Here is a 23,232-nt window from a genome sequence, read left to right as displayed (position 1 = left end):
CACGCCATGAAGATACACGACAGCCTGATTGGAGCGCTTTTGTTCGCGCTGGGGCTCTGGGTTCTGACAACGGCCCTGAACTATCCGCAACTGCAAGGACAAAGCATTGGTCCCGGTACGTTTCCTGGTGTCCTTGGCGCGTTGTTCATGGCCGGTGGAGTTGCGCTTGCCGCAGCCGGATTGAGAGCGCAGGGGATGAGGATCATTCACTTCGATCCAGGCTGGCGTCATCCCGCGCGCCTGGCGGCTGCGCTCATTGCGACCGTGGGCGTTGTGATCTTCTCGCTCGGTTTCGAGACCATCGGGTTTCCGGTCGGCGGCTTCGTCTTGCTGACTGCGCTGTTCTTCTTCTCGGGTTATCGGGGGCTGACCTGGGTGCTGATAGCTGCCACCTTCGTGCTCGCTGTCCACCTGCTGATGACGCGCCTTCTTTACGTTCCCCTGCCCGCCGGACTTCTGAAAGGCATTTTGTAATGATCTTTCAGCATCTTGCCGCTGCGTCCGATTTGGTCCTGACCTGGAACATGGCGTTGGTTCTTCTATCCAGCGCATTGTTTGGTCTGTTTGTCGGTGCGGTCCCAGGCCTTTCGGCCACCATGGCAACAGCCATGCTGGTACCCTTGACCTTCTTCATGGATCCGGTGCCCGCGATCGCCTCCATCGTGACCACAGCGGCCATGGCGATCTTCGCGTCGGACATTCCTGCCGCCCTGATCCGAATTCCGGGAACCGCCGCCTCGGCTGCCTATGTGGATGACCTCAGCGCCTTGACCCGGGCCGGAAAGGTTGGCCGTGCGCTTGGTATATCCGTCACCTCATCGGCCATCGGCGGCGTGTTCGGGTCGCTGATCCTCATGTTCGCCGCGCCCCAGCTGGCACTGGTGTCCTTGAATTTCACGTCTTTCGAGTATTTCTGGCTGGCGCTTCTCGGGCTATCGGCAGCGGTCATGCTGGGCTCGGCCTCCATCCTGAAGAGCCTGATTGCCCTTGGCATCGGTCTCTTGATTGCCTGTGTCGGCATGGACACAACGTCTGGCCTGCCCCGGTTCACCTTCGGCCTGACCTCGCTGCTGGACGGGGTTGCCTTCGTTCCGGCCCTTATCGGCATGTTTGCCATACCAGAGCTGATCCGCACTTTCGTCCATCGCGACACGATCCCCAAGGCAGCGGTGATCGGCAATCCTTTCAAGATGTTCGAGGGATTGGGTGGTGTGCTTTGGAGGCACAAGACCAATCTTGCCCGCAGTTCCACCATCGGCACGATCATCGGCATTTTACCGGGAGCGGGGTCGGATATCGCAGCCTGGATATCCTACGCTGTGTCCAAGAATTTCTCGAAGACACCAGCTACCTATGGACGTGGCAGCGAGGAAGGTCTGGTGGATGCCTGTGCAGCCAACAATTCGGCCCTGTCCGGCGCTTATGTGCCTGCAATGGTGTTCGGCATTCCCGGCGACAGCATCACCGCCATCGTCATCGGCGTGCTTTACGTGAAGGGCCTGAACCCCGGACCCATGGTGTTCCTGACCAGTGGCGACACCATTGTTGCAATCTTCCTGGTGTTTCTTCTGGCCAACATCCTGATCGTACCGCTTGGCCTGCTTGCCATCGGCCTTGCGTCTCAGGTTCTGCGTGTCCCGAAACTGGCTCTCGCACCACTCATCCTGGGTTTCTGCATTGTCGGCTCCTATTCCATCAATGCGAGCGCTTCAGGTGTCATCATCATGGTGGTGCTCGGTCTTCTTGCCTATCTGATGGAGGAAAACGGGTTCCCCGTTGCGCCGACCATCCTCGGCATCGTGATGGGTCTTCTGGTGGAGCGGAACCTGATCACCTCACTGATCAAGTCGGATGGATCCATGGTGGGGTTCTTTGAACGGCCCATTGCCGCTGGACTTGCGCTGCTGGTCGCTGTCATCTGGATCGTGCCTGCCTTGCTCTGGATCGGCCGGCGCTTGAAATCGTCAAGGGAGACGCAAGGATGAGTGTGCGCCGGATTGCGCCGCAACAGTCGCTCGCGGAAATCGCGGCCCATCAGATACGCGATGCCATCGTGACCGGTGCGTTCAAGCTCGGGGAGAACATTTCCGAAGACCGTCTGGTTGCCCAGATGGGCATCTCCCGCACGCCGGTGCGTGATGCCATGGCGATCCTGTCGCGCGAAGGCCTCGTCAACGTGCGCCCCAAGCGCGGATCCTTTGTCTTTGAGACCTCTCTGGAGGACCTGGCCGCCATCTGCGACTACAGGCAGATATTGGAAACCCAGGGTGTCAGGTGTGCGCTCAAGTCGGACCGTGAGGGTTTCCTCACCACTCTGGGGGACGTGATCGCCAAAATGGATCGCGCCTTGGCTGAAGGGGATGTCCCTGAATACGGCCAGCTCGACAGCGCCTTCCATCAGGCTGCTTTCGACCACTGTGGCAATTCCTATTTGCAGAATTCCTATGGTTTGGCGGCAGGGCGGATCGCGGCCCTCAGGGCGAATATCACCGCCCCCTATGAGGCCCGCCGGGAGGAATCCATGGCTGAGCACCGGCGCATGCTGGACTTGCTTACCCGCAATGATCTCGAAGCCTATGACGCTGCGCTGAGCGTGCATGTTCAGCGCACGGCAGACGTCTATCAGAAGGCCTTGGCCGAAGGGCATCTTGGCCCGGACAAAACCATATCCGCAAAGGCATCCAGATGACGCTCGCCTCCAACGACACCCAGCCTCTTGCGCTCATGAGCGGCCCGGCCCGGTTGAAGGATCTGCTCTCCGCTGGCGCTCTTGTAGCAGCTCCCGGGGCTCCTGATTGCCTCACCGCCCGGATGATTGCTCAGGCAGGCTTTCCGGCGGTCTACATGACGGGATTGGGGGCGACGGCGGTACGCATTGGCCAGCCGGATCTTGGTCTCCTGACCCAGACGGAGATGGCGAATCATGCCCGCTCCATGGTTCGCGCAGTTCCCCTTCCGGTCATCGCGGATGCGGACACCGGCTATGGTGGTCCCCTGAACGTGCGCCGGACGGTCGAGGAATATGTGCAGGCCGGTGTCGCCGCTATGCATCTGGAAGATCAGGAAAGCCCGAAGCGCTGCGGCCAGCTTGCCGGTGTGCGGCTTGTTCCGGTACGCGATGCGGAATTGCGCATCTCTGCTGCCGTGTCCGCCCGTCAGCAAGCCGGGTCGGATATGCTCATCATCGGACGCACAGATGCCCTTCAGACGGAAGGACTGGAGGCGGCCCTCAACCGGGCCAGGCGCTACCGGGATCTTGGAGCGGATCTTGCCTTCGTCGATGGGGTGAAGACCCGCAAGGAGGTCGAAGGCATAGCCCGTGGACTGGAAGGGCCGAAGGTCGTTTCTCTGGTCGATGGCACGGACGCCGCCAGTCTGAGCCGCGCCGAGCTGATGGAGATGGGATTCCAGATCGCGCTTTATGCCGTCACGACGCTCTTCGCGGCAGGAGCCGCCATTCGGGAAGCTCTTGCGCACTTGGCCCGCGCGGGCACGTCAGATGGTCTTGCAGGGCAAATGACCTACGCCGAATTCTGCGATGCCGTCGATCTCTCCCGGTTTCAGCGCTTCGCCCACGAACATGAAGCTTCCTGACTGAAGTCAGGTATTCCGCCATATGTATGATGCAAACGGTTGCATTCCCTGAGCTTCCTGCCCTGTCCCTGAAGGTGGGAAGTTCAGGTTTGGCGCATTTTCAAAAGCTTGGCCGGGAACCTCAGACCTCCAGACAGAGGACCGGATCAGAACTCTGATACCTTGCCCCAGGAAGACTGGCGGAAACGTTCAAGGCGGTATTGGGCGGGGTCGGCGAAGGGTGTCTGGCCGGTCAGCATCTGCGAGACCAGAAGCCCTGCGCCAGGGCCGATGCCGAAACCGTGGCCGGAGAACCCGGCGGCGATCATCAGGCCGGGGACCCCTGCAGCTGGACCGATCACGGGCACCCCGTCTGGCGTGCTGTCGATAAAGCCTGCCCAGGTGGCCTGCACCGGATTGGCGGCAAGACCGGGTAGCAGCTTTCTTGCCCGTGCCAGCGTGTCCCTGGCAATGGTCTGGTTGGGCTTGGGATCAAGGATGCGGGTGCGCTCCATCGGCGTCGGGCGGTCGAGTTTCCATTTGGACCGGGTTTCGTGGCCTGCACGCCAGCCCTGCAGACCGCCAGCAGTCAGGCTGCCTCTGCGGCGCAGGAACATGGGCAGGAAGTCCTTGGCGTAGCGGATGCTTTGCGGTGTGGGATCCAGCTGGGCCCGGCCGGAAACGGCGAGCGTCCAGCCGCCGTCACCGCGGGCGGTGACGGACACGTCCTTGGTGTGGAGGGCCGGCGGAATGTCGGAAGATCCGCCCGGTTCGACCGACAGGATGGTCGAGCGGGTCGAGGCCTGGGGCATGTTGACGCCGAGCTGATGGACGAAGGACGACGCCCAGGCCCCACCGGCCATGACCACCTGGCTTGTGCGGATGGTGCCCCGTTCGGTGACAACGCCGTTGACCTTACCGGCGGAGAGCTCAATTCCGCGCGCCGCGCAGCCCTGCAGCACCGTGCCGCCGAACTTCACGATGCCGAGGGCAATCACGGGCGCTGCCTTCGAAGGATCCGCGATACCGTCGTCCTGGGAGAAAACGCCGCCCTTCCAGGCCTTGCCGGTCGCCCTGCCCCTCTCAGTGGCTTCCTCCGCGCTGAGCATGAAGGTCCGCACCCCTTGGGTGACCGCGAAATCGCGCCAGCGCGCCCAGCCTTCGATTTCGGCTTCGCTATCGGAGAGATAGGTCAGACCACAGCGGCGGAAGCCGGTATCTTCCCCGATTTCCGAGGCAAGAGTGTCCCAGAGGTCGAGGCTCTTGGTTGCCATCGGCAGTTCGCGGGCATCGCGGTTTTGTTGACGGCACCAGCCCCAGTTCCGGCTGGATTGTTCCGCGCCGATCTTTCCCTTTTCCAGAAGAACGACATTCACGCCCGCTCTGGCCAGATAATAGGCGATGGAGGTGCCGACGATGCCGCCACCTATCACCACCATGTCGGCCTGGCGCGGAAGCTCTGTTCCCGTGGAAATGGACATGAGAGGCGCGGGCATGAAGGTCTCCTGAAAATGAGGCGTCGCCGGTCTGGTGTTGGGTTCTCGGGAAGCGGCCTGGCTCAGGCCATGGCCGCCCGGACGTCCGGGTCCTCAAGGGTCTGGTCCAGCACAATCCGGGTGCGCTCGACAATGGCGTCGATCTCCGCCTCCGTGCAGCAGAGCGGCGGTGCGTAGCCGATCACACCCCAGGCAAAGGCTCTGGCAACGAGACCTGCTTCCCAGGCCCGCTCAAAAATGCGGGTTGCCGGCAGGGAGGCGGCCGGGAGCTGTGTCTTCTTATCCTTGTCGGTGACCAGTTCGATGGCTGCCAGCATCCCGCGGCCGCGCACGTCTCCGACCAGCGGATGATCCGACAAGGACTGAAGACCTGCCTGCAGTCTGTCACCCATCCGGCGGCCGTTGTCGAGAAGGCTGCCTTCATAAAGATCCAGTACGGCAAGGCCGACTGCGGCTGAAACCGGATGGGCGGAATAGGTGTAGCCGTGACCGACCGCAGCCTGGCCTGCGCCATCGGCAATGGTCTGGTAGACGTGTTCGGACATGAAGACTGCCCCCATCGGTACATAGGCAGAGGTCAGGCCCTTGGCGGTAGTGATCATGTCGGGAACGATGCCTTCTTCAGAGCAGGCAAAGAGCGGCCCGGTTCGCCCGAAGGCCGTGATGACTTCATCGGCGACGAACAGGATATCGTTCTTTGCGCAAAGATCCCGCATGGCCTTGAGCCAGCCCTTGGGGGGAACAATGACGCCGCCCGAGCCCTGAATCGGTTCCGCATAGAAGGCGGCGACACGGTCGGCGCCGCCCAGCTCTTCTATCTTTGCAAGCAGCTGCGCCTTCGACTGGGCAATCATGGCCTCGACGTCAGATCCCAGGGGATTTCGGTAGGGATAGGGAGACGGGATCTTGTGCTGCCAGTCATAGGGCACGCCGAAACCTGCGTGGAAGGCGGGTAGTGCCGTCAGGCCTGCACCCACCGTGGACGAACCATGGTAGCCATATTCCAGGGTGATGAACTGGTCCTTCTGCGGCTTGCCGCGGGAATGCCAGTAATAACGGACGAAACGCACTGTGCTGTCGACCGCGTCCGATCCGCCAAGGGTGAAATAGACGTGGTTGAGATCGCCCGGTGCATGATCGGCAAGGCGTGCGGCCAGACGGATGGCCGGATCAGAGCCAATGCCGAAGTAGCCGGTGGCATAGCACAGGTCACGCATCTGTTCGGTTGCGGCGGCCACAACACTTTCCTGGCCATAGCCCGCATTGACGCACCAAAGGCCGGCAAAGCCGTCGATCAGTTCCCTGCCGGTGGCATCGCGCACGACCGCGCCCTTGCCGGAAGACAGGATGCGCACGCCCGCCGCTTCGTGGCCGCGCCAGCTCGCGACCGGGTGTATCAGATGGGCGCGGTCGAGTTCGACAAGGGAATTGGAAAGCATGGCGGGTTCCGGTCGTTGGCTCCCCTGCGGGGCGGCAGCGGATGAAAGAGGGTCTAGGCCTATAGTTCCCATCCGGTCCGGATTGGAAACGCAGGCGTCATGATCGATGCTGGTGAGTATCGGCCTCCCGGATGACACGATGCGGCTGATTGGACTGCGGTTTCGGAAGATTTGGCTGTTCAGGATCGGCCGGGCCGAAGGATATGCCGCGGCGGGTGGCTGGAGATCTCATGGCGCAGGGCCGGACTGGCAGCCTTGCGCAAGATCGTTCCGCGGCATGCGCAAGATACGGCGTTTTCTGCTTTTGCCGTCCTGCAAAGCGGCGGGTCCGTTTCTTGTGACCGGCTAGGATCATGGTCAAGGCCGACGTGGCCGCCATTCTTGTCAGTCAGGATATCCGTCATGACCTTCCGCCCGAAGTTCGTTACCTTCGATTGCTACGGCACACTCACCAATTTCGACATGGCAGGGGCCGCGCGCCGGATCTATGGCAATGACCTGCCCGAGCCGGAAATGCTGGCTTTCATCAAGAGCTTCTCCGCCTATCGCCTGGATGAAGTGCTGGGGGCCTGGAAGCCTTATGCCAATCTGGTGCACAACGCGCTGGAGCGGACCTGCAAGAAGCACGGCGTTGCCTTCCGTCCGGAAGATGCAAAGCGGATCTATGAAGAAGTGCCGACCTGGGGTCCCCATGCGGATGTGCCTGCTGGTCTTGCGAAAGTCGCGAAGGACATTCCGCTCGTCATTCTGTCCAATGCGATGAAGAGCCAGATCATGTCCAATGTCGAGAAGCTCGGCGCGCCCTTCTTCAAGGTCATCACCGCTGAGGAAACCGGCACCTACAAGCCGCATATGAACGGCTTTGAATATATGCTCGACGTGCTTGGCTGCGGTCCGGAAGACATTACCCATGTCTCGTCCTCGTTCCGCTATGACCTGATGACCGCCTATGACATGGGCATCAAGTCCAAGGTCTGGGTCAACCGTGGCCATGAGCCGGCCAATCCCTTTTACGAATACACCGAGATCAAGGACATCGGCGGCCTGCCCGGCGTCTTCGGCCTGTGAGGCGGCGACATGAAATTCGTCCCCTATTGGCAGGACAGCGCTCCGGTCTTTGATGGTGCCGCAGGCGGCAATGTCGGCGGATCCTATGATTATGCGGTGATCGGGGCCGGATTCACCGGCCTCGGTGCTGCGCGTTTGCTCGCGAAACAGGGCCATTCGGTCGTCGTTCTCGAGGCGGAGACGGTTGGCTTCGGCGCATCCGGCCGCAACGGTGGCCATCTCAACAACGGCATGGCGCATAGCTATCTTCATGCCCGCGAGACCATGGGCCTGGACAAGGCCCGGGCCATCTACAAGGCTTTCGATGACGGCATTGAAACCATCGAGCGGATCATTGCCGAAGAGGGGATCGACTGCAGTTTCCGGCGGTCAGGCAAACTGAAGCTGGCGTCCAAGCCGGCTCACTATGAAGGCCTTGCCCGCAATTTTGACGCGCTGAACCGGGACGTCGATCCGGATACGGCAATGCTGAGCAAGTCCGATCTCGTTTCCGAAGTGGGATCGGATGCTTTCCACGGCGGTATGCTGCAGAGACGCAGCGCGATGATGCACATGGGACGCTTCGTGACCGGTCTTGCGCAAGCCGCTGTGCGCCACGGGGCCGTGATCCATGAAAAGGCTCCGGTGATTTCGAGAGAACGGACCGGCGGCAGCTGGCAGCTGGTGACACCGCGCGGCAGTGTCAGGGCCGGAAAGGTTCTTCTGGCAACCGGGGCCTATACCACGTCCGCCTTCCCCTTCTTCCGCCGCCGGGTCATTCCGGTCGGGAGCTTCCTGATTGCCACCCAGCCCCTGACGGAGACGCAGGTTGCGGCGACGGTTCCCGGCGGACGCACCTATGTCAACACGATGAACATCGGAAACTACTTCCGCCTGTCACCGGACAACCGGCTGATCTGGGGCGGAAGGGCACGGTTTTCCGCGACGTCCGATCAGCGGTCCGATGCCAAGGCGGGCGAGATCCTGCGGGACAGCATGGTCCGGATCTTCCCGCAGCTTAAGGGTGTCGGCATCGACTATTGCTGGGGTGGTCTGGTGGACATGACCAAGGACCGCTTCCCGCGGGCAGGCGATGCCGACGGTCTCTACTTCGCCATGGGATATTCCGGCCACGGGGCCCAGATCGCCACTCACATGGGTGAGATCATGGCTGACCTGATGAGCGGACGTGCCAATCGAAATCCCTGGGATGGCCTGGCCTGGAACGCGGTTCCCGGTCACTTCGGCAAGCCCTGGTTCCTGCCGCTTGTCGGTGCCTATTACAAGGCGCTCGACCGTTTCCAATGAATTTCCGGAGATATCCATGAGCCTACTGATCAAGTTCGACCAGGCCGATCTCGGCATGCCGGTCGTCAAGAAATGCGATCCTGAAAAGCTGGTTGAGGGCGACCCGACCTATAGCACCTGGGCCTATGAAAGCGCCCGCAACGGCGAAGTCATCACCGGTATCTGGGAAGCGACGCCCGGGTCTAACCATTCGATCAAGGGCGAGAAGTTCGAGTTCTGCCATCTTCTTGAAGGGGTGATCGAACTGACCGAGGAAGGCAAGGAGCCGCGCATCTTCCGCAAGGGCGACAGCTTCATGATGATGCCCGGCTACAAGGGTATCTGGAAGACGATTGAAACCGTGCGCAAGATCTATGTGATCGTGGGCTGATCCCCCCTCTCTTTAGTAAAATCAAAGGCCCGGAACCATTGGATTCCGGGCCTTTTGCATGTCTGGAATGGTTCGCCGCCTTCGGAGCCTCAGCAGAGGGCCTGGCTGGCCAGTGTGTAGACCGCCGCATCCCCTGTCGCAGCGAGTTGGTGCGTACCTGCGCGGGTCATGGCAACGCCTCCGCCGACCTGGGTCAGGCCCGCCGTCTCCACAAGCGAAACAAAGGGGGCTGCCGCGTCCGTGAGATCCACCCGGAGAAACTGTCCTTCATGCCGGGCGAGCGCCGCACACAGCAGCAGGCGCGCCGTTTCCTTGTCACGTGCCACGACAGGGCCTGCGATCTGACCCCGGCCAAAGGCGCGGCAGGAGGCAAAGCCGCGCAGGCCGTTTTCATCCCGCAGGATCAAGAAGGGTTTCTCGTTGATCAGGTGTTTCAGAAGGCCTTGCCGGTCCATGCCATGTGCGGCGAAGTCGAGCGCAAGAATGTCGTCCAGATCGGCCTGACTGGCTTCCTGGACTAGCGGAGATGGCGGCACGGCGGAGACGATGCCCTGACATTGGGTGATTGAACCGGTGGCCACGAAACCGAGCTTTTCATAGAGCGGAAGACCGGACTGGGTTGCGATCAGCCGGCATTCCCGGCTGCCGGCCTGTGCCAGCAAGGCTTCGACAAGTTGCCGTCCAAGGCCAAGCCCGCGCATGGACGGGTCGACGATGATCATGTTGCAGGTCGCCGCATCGTCGCCGTAGGGGGTCAGCATGGCGGTTCCGACAAGCTGTCCGTCATGAACAGCGCCAACGCCGTGGCTGAGCTCCAGAAGAAGCTGCCAGTCCTCCAGCCGGTGGGGCCAGGCCTCCTGCCGGGACAGGCGCAGGGCCTCTGCGGCATCTGAGGTCCGCAGGTCGATGATGGAGATCTGCTCGGAGCGTTTGGTCTGCATGCGTCCTACCCTTTGCGTCTCGCTCACGGTCTCTTGGTGAGCAGTTGCCGGCTGGTGCCGGTCTTTATGCGGTGTTTCAGTATCCGAGTGCCGGATTGACCGACCCCTTGAGGTTTTCCCCGGCAAGGTGGCGGCGGATGTTCTCGATCGTGGCCTGGGCGGCGGTTTCCGGCCGGCTGTGTCCGGCGATGTGAGGTGTTAAGACGATACCCGGGTGGGACCAGAGGCGGTGGCCCGCAGGCAGGGGCTCCGGATTGGTGACGTCGATGAAGGCACCGGAGAGCTGGCCGCTGTCGAGGGCGTCGAGCAGGGCCTCCTGATCCAGGTGGCCGCCGCGCCCGGCATGAACCAGCCCTGCCCCCTTTGGCAGCATGTCGAAGAACTCTGCATTGAGAATGTTGCGGGTCTCGTCGGTGAGCGGCAGCAGGCAGACGGTAATGTCGGTTTCTGCCAGCATCGCCTTCAGGCCCTCATCTCCGGCAAAACAATCGACACCTTCAATCGACTTGAGCGAGCGGCTCCAGCCGGAAAGCTTAAATCCAAAGGGGCGCAGGGCGTTGACGGCCGCCATGCCCAGTTCCCCAAGCCCCAGAATCCCGATGCGCCGCTGGTCGGCCCAGACAAAATCCCGGGCCTTCCAGATCTCCTGCCGTTGCTGGTCCAGAAAGGCCGGAAGGTCCCGGTGCAGGCCGAGAACACTCATGACCACATAGTCCCGAACCAGGGAGGTGACCCCATCTTCGACCATGCGCACAAGCTTGGCTCCGGCGGGGATCTCGACACCGGTCATCTGGTCGATGCCTGCGCCGACGGAAAGGATCAGTTCCAGATTGGGGAACTTTGCGGCCAGATCGTCCGGGAAGGTCCAGGCCATCAGGTAGCGCACATCCACCGGATCGATCTCGTCCAGCGAACCTGCGAAGACGAGATCCGGAAAGTCACGCGCAAAGACCTTGCGGAAGGTTTCGACACGGGCGGGATAGGAAAGGATCAGAAAGCTCATGTCAGGGTCCAGGTCAGCGAGGCCTAAGGGTGGTACAACTCGGGTTGAACCATCGCCCGCACTGCTGCGGGCGATGGGGTCTGTTTTCAGTCTTCCAGTCCGGCGACGCCGAGGATCACGGCGAGAAGGGCATGAAGCGAACGCAACTGCGGCTCACGTTCGACATCGATCCACTCATCGAGGGAATGGGCGCGGCCGCCGACCCCATTTCCCGAGCCGATGCAGATGGCCGGAATGCCGAGGCTGATCGGGATGTTGGCGTCGGTGGAGGAGGATTCCAGCCGGGGGGACAGGCCGAAAGCCTTCACGGCAGCAAGGCTGGTTGCAACGATCGGAGCGTCGGACGCGGTGGACCCGGCTGGCCGGTTGCCGATGCGCTGCGCGTCCACGGTGATGGTCCCGGAAGACGTGTCTCCCCGTGCATTTTCGGCTGCAACCGCCTTGGTCAGAAGGGCGTGGAATTCCTGGTCAATCCGGTCGAGCTCTGTCTGTGAGACCGAGCGCAGGTCCAGCTCGAACCAGACGGTTTCCGGCGTTGCATTGATCGAGGTTCCGCCCCCAAAGACGGAAGGCGTTGCCGTCGTCTTCGGCTCCTTCGGCAATTCCAGGCTTGAAAGGCCAGTCAGAACTTCGGCCATGGCATAGGCCGGGTTGACTGTGCCAAAGGCGGAAAAACTGTGTCCGCCGGGACCACGGAAAGTGACCCGGTAGCGGTAGGATCCGACCGCCTCCGTGACGATGCGGGACGTGTCCGAGCCGTCAATCGACAGGAAGGCATCGATGCGGTCGCGGTATTTTCCGGCGGTGAACAGGTGGCGGATACCGCGCAGGTCGCCCTTGCCCTCTTCACCAACGTCGCCGACGAAAAGAAGGGTCTTCTTGGGACGGATGCCCGACTGGAGGATGGCGCGAGCCAGCGTCAGGTTGGCGGCAAGACCACGGGTGTCATCGCCAATGCCCGGTGCGAAAAGCTTGTTGCCTTCCCGGCGCACGGTCACGTCCGTTCCCGCCGGGAAAACCGTATCCAGATGGGCAGCCACGACGACGAAGCCATCATTGCCGCTGCCCCGGATCAGGCCGCAGACGTTACCTATCTCGTCGGATTCGACTTCTTCAAGCCCTGACTCTTTCATCATGCCGAGATAGGCGGCTGCCTTTTCCTCCTCCTGGAAAGGGGGAGCAGGAATCTCGGTTAGGGTGATCAGCTCTTCGATGAAGCGGTCGAACGCGCCATCGATATGCGTCAGCGCGCTTTTGAAGCCGGAATGGCCGAGAAGTCGTGAAATCTGGTCAGGGGTCATAATCTTGTCCTTGCAATCCGCCTCAGGCAGCGCGGCAGAGCTCCTGGCCAAGACCGCGCAGCATTGCGATGCAGGCCTCAAGCTCCGAGCGCAGGATGAATTCGTCCGGGCGATGGGCACGGGAGATATCACCTGGACCGCAAATGATCGAGGCAATCCCCGCCTGATGGAAAAGGCCAGCTTCCGTGCCGTAGCTGACAGCCTGAACCGGTTCTTGTCCGCTCAGGCGCTGCATGAGCGCAACGAAACCCTGATCCTCGCAGGGTGGCAGGGCGGGATAGCAGGCTGTCTCGCTCCAGCTTGCCCGCAACGCCTTGCCAGCGCCCGTGGAGGCGGCGTTCAGCGCCTCAATCTGTTCGATGAGAGACCGGCTCAGGCTTCGCGGATCAACGCCTGGAATGGCTCGTGTCTCAAACTGGATCACGGCACTGTCCGGGATGATGTTGACGGCCGCACCGCCCTGAATGACCCCGGCCTGACATGTGGAATGGGGCGGGTCGAACCGGTCGTCGAACGGCCCCTCCTTTTCCAGAGACTGGCTGAGGGCGCGGATTGTCACCAGCATGTCGGCTGCGGCGTAGAGCGCATTTTCCCCGAGGGCCGGATTGGAAGAGTGCCCGGCCTTGCCCGAGAAGCGGAGTTCCAGTGCCTGCTTGCCCTTGTGGGACAGAACGGGCTTGAGACCGCTCGGCTCGCCGATGATTGCTCCTGAAGGGTGCGCGCAAAGGTCCGGCAGCCGGTCGATCATGTGACCGACGCCGCGGCAGCCGATTTCCTCGTCATAGGAAAAGGCAAGATGGATCGGGCGTTGCAGCGGCATACTTGCAAATTCGGGTGCCATGGCCAGCATGCAGGCCAGAAAGCCCTTCATGTCCGTGGTGCCTCGGCCTGTCAGCCTGTCGCCATCCTTGGTGAGCCGGAACGGATCCGACGACCAGGTCTGGTTCTCGACCGAGACCACATCGCTGTGACCGGAGAGAATATAGCCGGGCTTGTCCTTGGGGCCGATGGTGGCAAAGAGATTGCAGCGATCCCCTTCCGGTCCGGTCAGGCGGGTCACCTCAATTCCGGCATGGTCAAGCTGCGCCAGAAGACAGTCCGTGACTGTTCCGTTTGGCGTGCCGGGCAATGAGGGAATTGCCACGAGATCGGCCAGTATCTGTTCGACAGACATGCGCTTTGCTCTCCGCTCCTGTTTGCCTTCAGTCTCAGAGACCGCCGATATGGAAGGTTTTCACTTCCAGATATTCGTCTATGCCAAGCTGGGAGCCCTCGCGGCCAAGGCCGGACTGCTTGACGCCGCCGAAGGGAGCGACTTCCGTGGAAATGAGGCCCGTGTTGAGGCCGACCATGCCGCTTTCCAGGGCTTCGCCGACGCGGAAGCCGCGGGCGAGATCCCGGGTGTAGAAATAGGCGGCGAGGCCGAAAGGCGTGTCATTGGCAATGCGGATGGCTTCTTCCTCGGTGTCGAAACGGAAGAGAGGCGCCACTGGCCCGAATGTTTCCTCATGGGCGAGCATCATGTCCGTTCCGGCATTGCCAAGGACCACCGGTGTCACATATTGCGAACCCTCCGGGCCACATTGCGCGGCGGAAATGATGGAAGCTCCCTTCGACAGGGCATCGGCAACATGGCGGTTGATCTTCTCGACTGCGGCAGCGTTGATCATCGGGCCGATTTCGGTGCCTTCGCCAAGGCCATCCCCGACGCGCAGGGCCGAAACGCGCTCTGCAAGCCTTGCTGCGAAGGCGTCATAGATGCCGGACTGGACGAGAATCCGGTTGGCGCAAACGCAGGTCTGGCCGCCGTTGCGGAACTTGGACTGCATCGCCCCTTCAACAGCCAGATCAAGATCCGCATCGTCAAAGACGATGAAAGGCGCGTTGCCACCAAGTTCCAGCGACAGCCGCTTCACGGTTCCCGCGCATTGCTGCATCAGGAGAGAACCGACGCGGGTGGAGCCGGTGAAGGAAAGTTTGCGGACGATGGCGCTGGCGGTCAGTACTCCTCCGATCGCCTCCGGCTTGCCGGTCACGACATTGATGACGCCGGCCGGAATGCCGGCCCGTTCGGCCAGAACAGCGAGGGCAAGCGCGGAGTACGGTGTGAAGTCGGAGGGCTTGACCACGACCGTGCAACCGGCAGCCAGTGCTGGAGCCACCTTGCGGGTGATCATGGCATTGGGAAAGTTCCACGGCGTAATGACGGCGCAGACGCCGACTGCTTCCTTCATCACCAGGATGCGCCGTCCATTGGTCGGTGACGGAATGGTCGACCCGGAGATGCGGCGTGCCTCCTCGGCGAACCATTTGATGAAGGAATTGCCGTAAGCGATTTCTCCCCGGGCTTCGGCAAGGGGTTTGCCCTGTTCCAGGGTCAGGATCCGCGCGAGATCTTCGGCGTGTTCGCTGAGAAGCTCGGACCAGCGCTCGAGCAGCTTTGCCCGTTCTGCCGCCGGCCGGGCCCGCCAGGCCGGAAGTGCTTCATGTGCGGCACGAATGGCACTTTCCGTGTCTTCGGCGGTGCAGTCGGGCACCTGTCCAAGTATGGCTCCGGTCGCGGGATTGAGCACATCCATTGCCGCACCATCGGAGGCAGCACGCCATTCACCGGCAATCACGCAAGCGGTGCGGAAAAGGGTCTGGTCGGAAAGGCCAATCATGTCTGCGGTTCCTGATTTTTTCTCCTTATCTTTGTGCCGTGTCGACAGCGGATGATCATGCGGTTCTCGTCGCCTCGCGGGCAGAATATGCTGTGATCACTTGCGAGACGGCAGCAAATCATGGAGCTCTATGCGAGGCTTGGGCACAATCATTTAGAAACACAGGGGAGGCTCATGAGCCCACACAAGATTGCATTGATTCCGGGAGACGGCATCGGCGTTCCGGTCACGCAGGCCGCATGGCGTGTCATCACTGAGGCTGCCGCTCGCGAAGGGGCGCAGCTGGACGGAACCTGGTTTGACTGGTCCTGCGAAACCTATCTCAAGACCGGCCGGATGATGCCCGAGGATGGCATCGACCAGTTGCGCAAGTTTGATGCGGTCCTGCTTGGAGCCGTTGGCTGGCCCGCACAGGTGCCAGATGCAGTATCCCTGCACGGTCTGCTTCTGCCGATCCGCAAGAACTTCACGCAATATGCCAATATCCGCCCTCACCGGCTGCTGCCGGGCGTCACCGGCCCCTTGCGGGCAGAAGGTTTTGATATTCTTTGCATCCGCGAGAACACGGAAGGGGAATATTCAGGCGCCGGTGGCCGGGTGCACGAGGGCACGGACAACGAGGTTGCCGTCGAGACCTCCGTCTTCACCCGCGCGGGAGTCGAGCGTATCCTGCGATTTGGCTTTGAACAGGCCCGCAAGCGGCGCGGCAAGCTGGCTTCGGTCACAAAGTCCAACGCGCAGAAATATTCCATGGTCTTCTGGGATGAGCTGACGGATCGGATCGCAGCTGAATATCCGGATGTGGAGGTTTCGCGTTACCACGTTGATGCGATGGCGGCCCGTTTCGTCATGGCGCCGGAAACGCTCGATGTGGTGGTCGCTTCCAATCTCTTCGGTGACATTCTCACGGATCTGGGTGCGGCCATTCAGGGTGGTCTTGGCTTTGCGGCCTCGGCTAACATCAACCCTGACCGCACGGCTCCGTCGATGTTCGAACCTGTTCACGGCTCGGCGCCGGACATTGCCCATCTTGGCATTGCCAATCCGATCGCGACGATCTGGTCCGCAGCCATGATGCTTGAACATCTGGGCGAGAAGGCCACCGCAGACCGGGTCATGGCCGCTGTCGAAGCCGCAACGGCTGCCGGGATCGGAGCAAAACCCGGCGCAAACACCACGGACGAGATCACTAGCGCGATTTGCGAACAGCTCGGGTGACGATTGCTGCCCGCTGTTCCTCTCTCGCCTTGATTTTCTTGGCAGGCGATGGGCAGCGGGCGTCTCGCCTATTCAGGGAAGAGCGTGCGAAGCGGCAGGTGATGTTTGACGAAAGGGGATTTCATCACGATGAAGCTGAAATACTTGTCGATGCCGATTTCCGCTTCGAGCAGACGCTCCATCAGTTCCTGATAGTCGGAAATGCTCGCCGTCACGAATTTCAGCAGATAATCATATCCACCTGAAATCAGGTGGCATTCGATGGCTTCATCAACTTTTTCAATGGCCTGCTGGAAACGGGAAAAGTCGTTCTGGCGGTGGTTGCTGAGCGTGATTTCCGTGAAGACCGTAACGGTCGGGCCCAGCTTGGCAAGATCGATGTGTGCCGAATAGCCCGTGATATAGCCTGACTGCTGCAGCTTCTTCACGCGCATCAGGCAAGGGCTTGGGGACAAGTGTACCAGTTCTGCCAGTTCGACATTGGTCAGGCGGCCGTTCTTCTGCAGTTCATGCAAAATCCGTATGTCGATCCGATCAAGCTTCACTTGTAGTCCCTTATCTTTCCCGGCACACGGGCGAGCCCGGGCATCCTATGCGACCGCGTGGCCTGCAACCAGATCCAGAAGTGCATAGCTTCCGTCTGCGGGAGACCAGCCTCGTTTGGCCGGCCTATCCGAGTGCCTGATTGGCAAGTCCGTAAATCGTTAAAGCCGGTGCCTCCCCTCCCGGCTCCAGTCGCATCGTTGTCACGTTGTCATAGAAACTCATCCCTGCCAGTTCCAGCGCCGTTTGCAAGGGGCCTCCGGCGTTGCGCGTGTCCATCCGCAGGAAAGCGCCATCGTGGCGGGCAATCAGCGGCCGGATCAGCGCAACCGCATCTCCTTCGCTTTCAGCAACGACAGGACCGAGGACATGGCCACGGCCAAAGCGGCGGCAGAAGGCATAGCCTTTGATCTCCCCGCCGTCCTCCAGAACGAAAGCTTCGGACAGCGGCAGAAGATGGTCCAGAACATGATGGCGGTCGGAACCGAAGCCGAGCTGATCGATGTGCTTGACGGCATCGAAATCCGTCTCCGTCATCGGCCGTACCCGGCTGTCCTCCTCGGCAAGATCTCCGGAAAGGGCCTTTGCGATGCCCTGGTGCTGGTAGACCAGCCCCTGCGGCTGGAAACCCATGGAAAGATAAAGATTATAGGCTGCCTTGGTCGCGTTGAGCCGGCGGATCGTGCCCTTGCTGCGGGAGAGCATTTCTTCCATCAGCCAGCGCGCGGACCCATGGTTCTGCAGGCGCGGCGAGGTGATGACCATGCCGATATGGGTGATTTCCTCTCCAAGTGGGAAGACCATGGCGGAGCTGACCGGGCGTCCGATTTCGTCGAAGGCGATCACTCCTTCCCCGAGGGCCAGCGCGACAGCCCAGTCTTCGGGACGGTGCGGCCAGTTGACCGCGATCGACAGTTCATGCAGGCGGGGGATGTGCTCCTCCGTCATCGGCATGAGAGTCAGCTCGAAATTGTCGATCTTCCGGTTTTCCATTCTTCGTACCCGCAACGGTCTTTACCCGATTAGCCCCTATGCTAGCGGGCGGGAACAGCATTTTCGGCGCAATCACCCCCTGCCCGCACGATTTTATTGCGCAATGCCAGGAACCCTCGCCGCGGCATTCGGCGATTTGGCCGGAAAATCCGCAGCATCTTCGGCCCCTCCCCGCCCATACGGCATAAATGCCTGATGCCTCCCTTTAGTCTTGGCCTCACCTTTCCGGCAGCTCCTGCCGGTCACATCAGACAGGGTGGATTCTCCATGACGCTTTCTTTTGACCCCGCCGCGCTCCGGCTGCCGAAAGGCCACTATGTCGATGGCCAATACGTTGAGGGGGCCGATGCGCTGGAAATTGTCCGCCCAAGCGATGGTCAGGCGCTGTCTGCCATTCCTCTTGCCGATGCGGGGCTGGTGGATGAAGCAATCCGGATCTCGGCGAAGGTGCAGAAGGAGTCCGGCTGGGCGGATTGCATGCCGCGGGAGCGGGCGCGGGTGCTGCGCCGCTGGGCGGACCTCATTGACGAGGAAGCTGTCTATCTGGCGCAGCTCGAGGCGGTCTGTTCGACGCGGCCGGTGACCCAGGCGCTTCAGGGCGATGTGGTGAACTGTGCTGATCACATCCGGTTCTTTGCCGAGTTTGCCGACAAGGAAGGTGGCGTCGTTGCGCCGACAGCCTCGTCCCAGATGGGCATGATCCTGCACGAACCCTATGGGGTGATCGGTGCAATTGCTCCCTGGAACGTGCCGATTTCCATGGCGGCATGGAAACTGGCCCCGGCCCTTGCCGCAGGCAATGGCATCGTCATCAAGCCGTCTGAAATGACGCCTTATTCAACCCTGTATCTGGCCGAACTGGCCGTGCGCGCAGGCCTGCCCAAGGGGCTGGTCAATGTGGTGCTCGGCGATGGTCCGGTGACAGGCTGCGCCATCACCACTCATCCGCTCACCGGCAAGGTCAGCTTCACCGGTTCCACCCGGGCCGGTGCCCAGATCATGGCCGATATTGCGCGCACCGGCATCAAACCGATGACGCTGGAGCTTGGCGGCAAGAGCCCGCAGGTGGTTTTCGCCGATGCGGATCTTGATCTGGCGGCCGCCTCCGTTGCCCGGTCCATTACCGGCAATGCGGGACAGGTTTGTGTCGCAGGATCGCGTCTGATCGCCGAGAAATCCATTGCGGAAGAACTGATGGCAAAGATCGCGGAGCACATGCTCAAGATGGCGCCGGGCAAGACCTGGGATGAGAAGACAGTCTATTCGCCGATCATTTCCGAGACGCAGATCCAACGTATCGAGACCCTTGTCGATGCAGCGCGGGCGGAAGGGGCGGAACTGGTGACTGGCGGGTGCCGGATGGAGGCGGAAGGTTACTTCTATGCGCCGACCATTCTCGCCGGCGTCGATGAAGATAACCCGGCGGTGCGTGAGGAGGTCTTCGGTCCGGTCCTGACAGCCCAGTCCTTCGAGAGTGAGGAGGAAGCCTGCGCTCTGGCAACCCATCCGACCTATGGGCTGGCGTCCGGTCTCTTCACCCGGGATCTGTCCCGGGCGATCCGGATGTCGCGCAAGCTGGAAGCCGGAACTGTCTGGGTCAACCGTTATGGCCGTTCGCGGGACATGATCCTGCCAACGGGTGGGTACAAAAGCTCGGGCCTCGGCAAGGATCTGGGACGAGAGGCCTATCTCGGCGCCTTGCGGACCAAGTCGGTCCTGATCGATCTCTGATTGGAAATGAAGAGGCCCGGCATTTGACCGGGCCTCAATCTTTCAGGGATGCAACGGGTTCATCTCAGGCGTGGGCGAATTTGCGCACGAGCTCCGGGTCCTGTTTCAGGTTGTCCAGCCAGGTCGGGTCGAGAGTTGGCAGCGAGGACACCAGCAGCTTGGTGTAGGGATGGCGCGCATCCTGGTGCAGATCGCTTGCGTTGAAGGTTTCCAGGCACTTGCCCGCATACATCACCATGATCCGGTCACAGAGGGTTTCGACCGTGTGAATGTCATGGCTGACGAAGAGATAGGACAGGTGCAGCTCGCGCTGCAGTTCCCGCAGGAGATCCAGCACCTTCGCAGCCACAACCGTGTCGAGAGCCGAAGTGATCTCGTCGCAGAGAAGAACCTCCGGTTCCGCCGCCAGAGCGCGGGCCAGATTGATGCGTTGGCGCTGGCCGCCGGAAAGCTCGCGGGGCAACCGATGGCGGAACTGGGCTGGCATGCGCACCATGTCGAGCAGCTCAATCACGCGCTTCTCCCGTTCTGCCCCTTTCAGTCCCTTGAAGAAGGTCAGCGGTCTGCCGATGATATTGCCGATCGTCTGTGCCGGATTGAGCGCTGTGTCTGCAAGCTGGAAGACGATCTGCATGCGCTGAAGGTCACTCTTGCTGCGCTGTGCGATCTGCGGGCGCAATTCCCGGCTATCCAGAAGCAAACCGCCGGATGCGGCCGGAAGCAGCCCAGACAGAACCCGCAGCAGCGTGCTCTTGCCGCAGCCGGATTCGCCAATCACTCCAAGGGACTGGCCGCGGTCGAGGGTTAGGCTGACGCCGTTGACGGCCACTACCTGGGGCCTGCCGTCCGGGCCAAGAACACCATAGCCGGCCACCACGTCACGGGTCTCGAGCACCCGGTCCCGTGAGGTGTCGTCTGAGGCGCTCGCCGGAACAACAGGCTTGAACGCGGCGAGAAGAGATTGCGTGTAGGGATGCGCAGGCGCACCGACAATCTGATCCGTGGTGCCGGCTTCCTGCACCTCGCCATCCTTGAGGACGACGATCCGGTCGGAAATCTGGGCGACCACGGCCAGATCATGGGAGACATAGACACCTGTCATACCCCGCTCGACGATTGCCGATTTGAACGCCCGCAGCACCTCGATCTGGGTGGTCACGTCCAGCGCCGTGGTGGGTTCGTCGAAGACGACCAGCTCCGGGTCGCCAAGCAAGGCCATGGCGGCGGCAAGACGTTGCAGCTGGCCGCCGGAAACCTGGTGCGGATAGCGCTCGCCAATGGTGTCCGGATTGGGCAGGGAAAGGCTGCGGAACAGCTTGATGGCTTTTTCCCGCGCTGTGTTGGCGTCGAAAATACCGTGGATCTCGGCAACTTCGATCACCTGGTCCATGATCTTGCGGGACGGGTTGAAGGAGGCCGCCGCACTCTGCGGCACATAGGAGACCTTGTGCCCGCGCAGCTTGCGGCATTCGCTTTCGCTGAGCTTGGTCAGGTCTCTTCCGTCGACCAGGACCTGACCGCCGGCAAAGTGGCAGCCTTCGCGGACATAGGCGAGCAGAGAGAGCGCAATCGTGGTCTTGCCGGATCCGGATTCGCCAATCAGGGCAACCATTTCACCACGGTGAACGTCGAAGGACACGCCTTTGAGGATTTCGATCTCGCGGCCGCTGTCCGTCGTGGCCGTTACTCTGAGGTCTTTGACGCTGGCAAGGGGCGCTTCCGGGGCATTGGAAAGGGTCGTCATGGCTCACTCCAGATGGTCGCGGATGCGCTGCGGCAGATTGTCGATCAAGAGATTGAGGGCAAGTGCGAGGCTCGCAAGGGCAAGACACGGGATGATCACGGCCGGTGCCCCATAGGAAATCCCGATGATGTTCTCGCGCACCATCGCGCCCCAGTCTGCGTAAGGGGGCTGAACGCCGAGCCCGAGGAAGCTCAGGCCGGACAGGAGCAGCACGATGTGGACGAAACGCAGTCCCAGATCCGCGAGGATCGGCCCGACGATATTGGGCAGGATCTCATGGATCATGATGTAGAAATGCCCCTCGCCTCTGGCCCGGGCCGCAGAGATGAAGTCCAGTGCGTTGACGTTGACAGCCATCGACCGGGTGAAGCGGTAGCAACCGGGGAAGAAGATCGCTGTGATGGCGCCGATCAGGACCGGAATGCTGGAGCCGCCGCCTGCGATGATGACCAGCGCAAGCAGAAGGTTCGGAATGCCGACGAACGTGTCGATGGCCCGGCTCAGAAGCGTATCGAACAGGCCGCCGAAGGCTGCCGCGAGCAGACCGAGCACGACGCCGATGGTGCCGGCCAGGATCAGACCGGCAAAGGCAATGCCGATGGTGTAGCGCGCGCCCATGACGAGGCGGGAATAGATGTCCCGGCCGAGATAGTCCGTACCCAGCCAGTAGTCGGCGCTCATCGGTCCGAAATAGTCGTAGCTGACAAGGTCACCGACCGGATAGCGCAGGAAAAACGGAGCAAAGAGCGCCACGATCACCCAGAACAGGACCACAAGCAGGCAGATGGCCGCCAGGGGCTTGACGCGGAACCGGACCTTGCGGCGCGGCTTGATGCTGGCACTGGTCATCGGCGCAACCTCGGATTGGACAGAATGGCGATGATGTCGGCCGCCATGATCAGGAGCAGGTAGAAACCGCAGAAGATCATCGAGCAGGTTTGAATGAGCGGCATGTCACGGGTCATAACACCGTCGACCATGAGCTTTGCCAGCCCCGGATAGTTGAACACTGTTTCGACGATGATCACGCCGCCAAGCAGGCCGGACATGCTGAGGGCCACCGAATTGACGATGGGCGCAACGGAATTGGGCAGGGCATGGCGCAGCACGAGCCTGGGGCGCGAGGCGCCCTTGAGCAATGCAAGTTCCACATAGGGCGTCGCCATGGCATCGCTGATGGCCGCGCGGGTCAGGCGGATCATCTGCGAACAGCTGCTGAACACCAGAACCGTGACGGGCATGATGAAGGCGAGAACAATGGTCGTGAAACTGGCCGAGGGCGGCAGGAACGACAGCGCCGGCAGCCACTTCAGATAGACCGAGAACAGCATCACGATCAGCGTGGCGATCATGAACTCCGGGAAGGAGACGAACATGATGGCCGCGGAAGAAATGGCCCGGTCGAAGATCGATCCCCGCCAGATGGCCGCAATGATGCCAAGGCCAAGGGCGAGCGGGATGGTGATGGCCATGGTGATGGCCGCAAGGATCAGGGAATTGGGTAGCCGTTCCGAAATCAGGTCGGACACGGGCCGGTTGGAAACCAGCGAAAAGCCCAGGTCGCCCCGGAACAGGCCGAAGATCCAGTCCATGTAGCGCAGCACGGCGGGACGGTCGAGGCCGAGCTGTTCACGCAGGATCGCAGCAGCTTCCTTTGTGACGGCCTGGCCGAGAAGTTCCTGGGCCGTATCTCCCGGCAGAAGCTCGGTGATGAAGAACACGGCGAGCGAGACGAGAAACAGGGAGAGGACGGCGACGGCCAGCCGCTCGCCGATCATCGCCGATGTACGCTTGGTCATGGATATCTGTCTTTCACGGTCTGGTCGTCAAAGGCGGCCGGAAGGCGCGGTGTGCCCGCGCCT

General features: G+C 61.5%; 21 protein-coding genes. 9 read left to right on the top strand and 12 right to left on the bottom strand.

Annotated features, from left to right (window positions below; translation table 11 throughout):
- Positions 1 to 6 precede the first annotated feature (6 nt).
- From BUA94_RS20265 to BUA94_RS20250, 4 genes are read left to right on the top strand one after another with little or no spacing between them, the layout of a single operon-like run.
- Positions 7 to 474, top strand: coding sequence for a tripartite tricarboxylate transporter TctB family protein (locus BUA94_RS20265; RefSeq protein ID WP_073015169.1), 468 nt, complete (start codon positions 7 to 9; stop codon positions 472 to 474).
- Positions 474 to 1,985: a tripartite tricarboxylate transporter permease gene (locus BUA94_RS20260; RefSeq protein ID WP_073015168.1), complete on the top strand. Its 1,512-nt coding sequence runs from the start codon at positions 474 to 476 to the stop codon at positions 1,983 to 1,985. Before BUA94_RS20265 ends, BUA94_RS20260 begins: the two co-directional genes overlap by 1 nt.
- Positions 1,982 to 2,689 carry a GntR family transcriptional regulator gene (locus tag BUA94_RS20255; RefSeq protein ID WP_073015167.1) on the top strand — a complete coding sequence of 236 codons (708 nt, stop codon included), beginning with the start codon at positions 1,982 to 1,984 and terminating at the stop codon, positions 2,687 to 2,689. The genes BUA94_RS20260 and BUA94_RS20255 overlap by 4 nt, the downstream gene beginning before the upstream one ends.
- Positions 2,686 to 3,594 (top strand): isocitrate lyase/PEP mutase family protein, encoded by a 909-nt coding sequence (locus BUA94_RS20250; protein WP_235860657.1) that lies wholly within the window; start codon positions 2,686 to 2,688, stop codon positions 3,592 to 3,594. The genes BUA94_RS20255 and BUA94_RS20250 overlap by 4 nt, the downstream gene beginning before the upstream one ends.
- 146 nt (positions 3,595 to 3,740) lie before the next feature.
- Here BUA94_RS20250 and BUA94_RS20245 read toward each other — a convergent pair whose 3' ends face one another.
- Both BUA94_RS20245 and BUA94_RS20240 read right to left on the bottom strand, forming a co-directional pair.
- A complete protein-coding gene (locus BUA94_RS20245; protein ID WP_073015166.1) occupies positions 3,741 to 5,069 on the bottom strand; it encodes an NAD(P)/FAD-dependent oxidoreductase in 1,329 nt (442 codons plus the stop codon).
- Positions 5,070 to 5,131: 62 nt separating this feature from the next.
- Positions 5,132 to 6,508 (bottom strand): aspartate aminotransferase family protein, encoded by a 1,377-nt coding sequence (locus tag BUA94_RS20240; protein WP_073015165.1) that lies wholly within the window; start codon positions 6,506 to 6,508, stop codon positions 5,132 to 5,134.
- Between the two features lie 402 nt (positions 6,509 to 6,910).
- On the opposite strand from BUA94_RS20240, the gene BUA94_RS20230 reads away from it, so the two are divergent.
- Genes BUA94_RS20230 through BUA94_RS20220 form a run of 3 tightly spaced genes read left to right on the top strand, consistent with a single transcriptional unit; the run spans position 6,911 to position 9,233 of the window.
- Positions 6,911 to 7,576, top strand: a complete 666-nt coding sequence (locus BUA94_RS20230; protein WP_073015163.1) for a haloacid dehalogenase type II — start codon at positions 6,911 to 6,913, stop codon at positions 7,574 to 7,576.
- A 9-nt stretch (positions 7,577 to 7,585) separates the two neighbouring features.
- Positions 7,586 to 8,863, top strand: coding sequence for an NAD(P)/FAD-dependent oxidoreductase (locus BUA94_RS20225; protein ID WP_073015162.1), 1,278 nt, complete (start codon positions 7,586 to 7,588; stop codon positions 8,861 to 8,863).
- Between the two features lie 16 nt (positions 8,864 to 8,879).
- A complete protein-coding gene (locus BUA94_RS20220) occupies positions 8,880 to 9,233 on the top strand; it encodes a cupin domain-containing protein (protein WP_073015161.1) in 354 nt (117 codons plus the stop codon).
- 89 nt (positions 9,234 to 9,322) lie between these two features.
- Here BUA94_RS20220 and BUA94_RS20215 read toward each other — a convergent pair whose 3' ends face one another.
- From BUA94_RS20215 to BUA94_RS20195, 5 genes are all read right to left on the bottom strand, one after another.
- Positions 9,323 to 10,174, bottom strand: a complete 852-nt coding sequence (locus BUA94_RS20215; RefSeq protein WP_073015160.1) for a GNAT family N-acetyltransferase — start codon at positions 10,172 to 10,174, stop codon at positions 9,323 to 9,325.
- A gap of 76 nt (positions 10,175 to 10,250) precedes the next feature.
- Positions 10,251 to 11,177, bottom strand: coding sequence for a 2-hydroxyacid dehydrogenase (locus BUA94_RS20210; protein ID WP_073015159.1), 927 nt, complete (start codon positions 11,175 to 11,177; stop codon positions 10,251 to 10,253).
- A gap of 86 nt (positions 11,178 to 11,263) precedes the next feature.
- Complete coding sequence (locus BUA94_RS20205; protein WP_073015240.1) at positions 11,264 to 12,478, bottom strand: M20/M25/M40 family metallo-hydrolase; 1,215 nt, start codon at positions 12,476 to 12,478, stop codon at positions 11,264 to 11,266.
- Positions 12,479 to 12,500: 22 nt separating this feature from the next.
- The gene (gene argE, locus BUA94_RS20200; protein ID WP_073015158.1) at positions 12,501 to 13,652 is read right to left on the bottom strand and encodes an acetylornithine deacetylase; all 1,152 of its coding nucleotides are present in this window, start codon (positions 13,650 to 13,652) and stop codon (positions 12,501 to 12,503) included.
- 34 nt (positions 13,653 to 13,686) lie between these two features.
- Positions 13,687 to 15,141, bottom strand: a complete 1,455-nt coding sequence (locus BUA94_RS20195; protein WP_073015157.1) for an NAD-dependent succinate-semialdehyde dehydrogenase — start codon at positions 15,139 to 15,141, stop codon at positions 13,687 to 13,689.
- 174 nt (positions 15,142 to 15,315) lie between these two features.
- Here BUA94_RS20195 and BUA94_RS20190 point away from each other — a divergent pair, with 174 nt between their 5' ends.
- Positions 15,316 to 16,359, top strand: a complete 1,044-nt coding sequence (locus tag BUA94_RS20190) for a tartrate dehydrogenase (RefSeq protein WP_073015156.1) — start codon at positions 15,316 to 15,318, stop codon at positions 16,357 to 16,359.
- Between the two features lie 68 nt (positions 16,360 to 16,427).
- Here BUA94_RS20190 and BUA94_RS20185 read toward each other — a convergent pair whose 3' ends face one another.
- Together BUA94_RS20185 and BUA94_RS20180 are read right to left on the bottom strand one after the other, a co-directional pair.
- Complete coding sequence (locus BUA94_RS20185; protein WP_073015155.1) at positions 16,428 to 16,904, bottom strand: Lrp/AsnC family transcriptional regulator; 477 nt, start codon at positions 16,902 to 16,904, stop codon at positions 16,428 to 16,430.
- Between the two features lie 124 nt (positions 16,905 to 17,028).
- A complete protein-coding gene (locus BUA94_RS20180) occupies positions 17,029 to 17,895 on the bottom strand; it encodes a GNAT family N-acetyltransferase (protein ID WP_073015154.1) in 867 nt (288 codons plus the stop codon).
- A 267-nt stretch (positions 17,896 to 18,162) separates the two neighbouring features.
- On the opposite strand from BUA94_RS20180, the gene BUA94_RS20175 reads away from it, so the two are divergent.
- Entirely contained in the window at positions 18,163 to 19,626 is a 1,464-nt protein-coding gene (locus BUA94_RS20175; RefSeq protein ID WP_073015153.1) for an aldehyde dehydrogenase family protein, read from the top strand.
- 64 nt (positions 19,627 to 19,690) lie between these two features.
- Here the strand turns inward: BUA94_RS20175 and BUA94_RS20170 are convergent, their stop codons facing one another.
- Genes BUA94_RS20170 through BUA94_RS20160 form a run of 3 tightly spaced genes read right to left on the bottom strand, consistent with a single transcriptional unit; the run spans position 19,691 to position 23,169 of the window.
- Positions 19,691 to 21,370 carry an ABC transporter ATP-binding protein gene (locus BUA94_RS20170; protein WP_073015152.1) on the bottom strand — a complete coding sequence of 560 codons (1,680 nt, stop codon included), beginning with the start codon at positions 21,368 to 21,370 and terminating at the stop codon, positions 19,691 to 19,693.
- A 3-nt stretch (positions 21,371 to 21,373) separates the two neighbouring features.
- A complete protein-coding gene (locus BUA94_RS20165; RefSeq protein WP_073015151.1) occupies positions 21,374 to 22,219 on the bottom strand; it encodes an ABC transporter permease in 846 nt (281 codons plus the stop codon).
- Positions 22,216 to 23,169, bottom strand: a complete 954-nt coding sequence (locus BUA94_RS20160; protein ID WP_073015150.1) for an ABC transporter permease — start codon at positions 23,167 to 23,169, stop codon at positions 22,216 to 22,218. The genes BUA94_RS20165 and BUA94_RS20160 overlap by 4 nt, the downstream gene beginning before the upstream one ends.
- Between the last annotated feature and the right edge of the window lie 63 nt (positions 23,170 to 23,232).

Origin of the sequence: Roseibium suaedae, from assembly GCF_900142725.1 — a bacterium.
GTDB lineage: Bacteria > Pseudomonadota > Alphaproteobacteria > Rhizobiales > Stappiaceae > Roseibium > Roseibium suaedae.
The sequence above is the reverse complement of the archived record's forward strand: the minus strand, read 5'-3'. Positions and strand labels throughout refer to the sequence as shown.

Excerpts from the sequence above, each read along its gene's own strand:
- BUA94_RS20265 (WP_073015169.1), top strand. The coding sequence starts at position 7 with ATGAAGATACACGACAGCCTGATTGGAGCGCTTTTGTTCGCGCTGGGG.
- BUA94_RS20260 (WP_073015168.1), top strand. The coding sequence starts at position 474 with ATGATCTTTCAGCATCTTGCCGCTGCGTCCGATTTGGTCCTGACCTGG.
- BUA94_RS20255 (WP_073015167.1), top strand. The coding sequence starts at position 1,982 with ATGAGTGTGCGCCGGATTGCGCCGCAACAGTCGCTCGCGGAAATCGCG.
- BUA94_RS20250 (WP_235860657.1), top strand. The coding sequence starts at position 2,686 with ATGACGCTCGCCTCCAACGACACCCAGCCTCTTGCGCTCATGAGCGGC.
- BUA94_RS20245 (WP_073015166.1), bottom strand. The coding sequence starts at position 5,069 with ATGCCCGCGCCTCTCATGTCCATTTCCACGGGAACAGAGCTTCCGCGC.
- BUA94_RS20240 (WP_073015165.1), bottom strand. The coding sequence starts at position 6,508 with ATGCTTTCCAATTCCCTTGTCGAACTCGACCGCGCCCATCTGATACAC.
- BUA94_RS20230 (WP_073015163.1), top strand. The coding sequence starts at position 6,911 with ATGACCTTCCGCCCGAAGTTCGTTACCTTCGATTGCTACGGCACACTC.
- BUA94_RS20225 (WP_073015162.1), top strand. The coding sequence starts at position 7,586 with ATGAAATTCGTCCCCTATTGGCAGGACAGCGCTCCGGTCTTTGATGGT.
- BUA94_RS20220 (WP_073015161.1), top strand. The coding sequence starts at position 8,880 with ATGAGCCTACTGATCAAGTTCGACCAGGCCGATCTCGGCATGCCGGTC.
- BUA94_RS20215 (WP_073015160.1), bottom strand. The coding sequence starts at position 10,174 with ATGCAGACCAAACGCTCCGAGCAGATCTCCATCATCGACCTGCGGACC.
- BUA94_RS20210 (WP_073015159.1), bottom strand. The coding sequence starts at position 11,177 with ATGAGCTTTCTGATCCTTTCCTATCCCGCCCGTGTCGAAACCTTCCGC.
- BUA94_RS20205 (WP_073015240.1), bottom strand. The coding sequence starts at position 12,478 with ATGACCCCTGACCAGATTTCACGACTTCTCGGCCATTCCGGCTTCAAA.
- argE (WP_073015158.1), bottom strand. The coding sequence starts at position 13,652 with ATGTCTGTCGAACAGATACTGGCCGATCTCGTGGCAATTCCCTCATTG.
- BUA94_RS20195 (WP_073015157.1), bottom strand. The coding sequence starts at position 15,141 with ATGATTGGCCTTTCCGACCAGACCCTTTTCCGCACCGCTTGCGTGATT.
- BUA94_RS20190 (WP_073015156.1), top strand. The coding sequence starts at position 15,316 with ATGAGCCCACACAAGATTGCATTGATTCCGGGAGACGGCATCGGCGTT.
- BUA94_RS20180 (WP_073015154.1), bottom strand. The coding sequence starts at position 17,895 with ATGGAAAACCGGAAGATCGACAATTTCGAGCTGACTCTCATGCCGATG.
- BUA94_RS20175 (WP_073015153.1), top strand. The coding sequence starts at position 18,163 with ATGACGCTTTCTTTTGACCCCGCCGCGCTCCGGCTGCCGAAAGGCCAC.
- BUA94_RS20170 (WP_073015152.1), bottom strand. The coding sequence starts at position 21,370 with ATGACGACCCTTTCCAATGCCCCGGAAGCGCCCCTTGCCAGCGTCAAA.
- BUA94_RS20165 (WP_073015151.1), bottom strand. The coding sequence starts at position 22,219 with ATGACCAGTGCCAGCATCAAGCCGCGCCGCAAGGTCCGGTTCCGCGTC.
- BUA94_RS20160 (WP_073015150.1), bottom strand. The coding sequence starts at position 23,169 with ATGACCAAGCGTACATCGGCGATGATCGGCGAGCGGCTGGCCGTCGCC.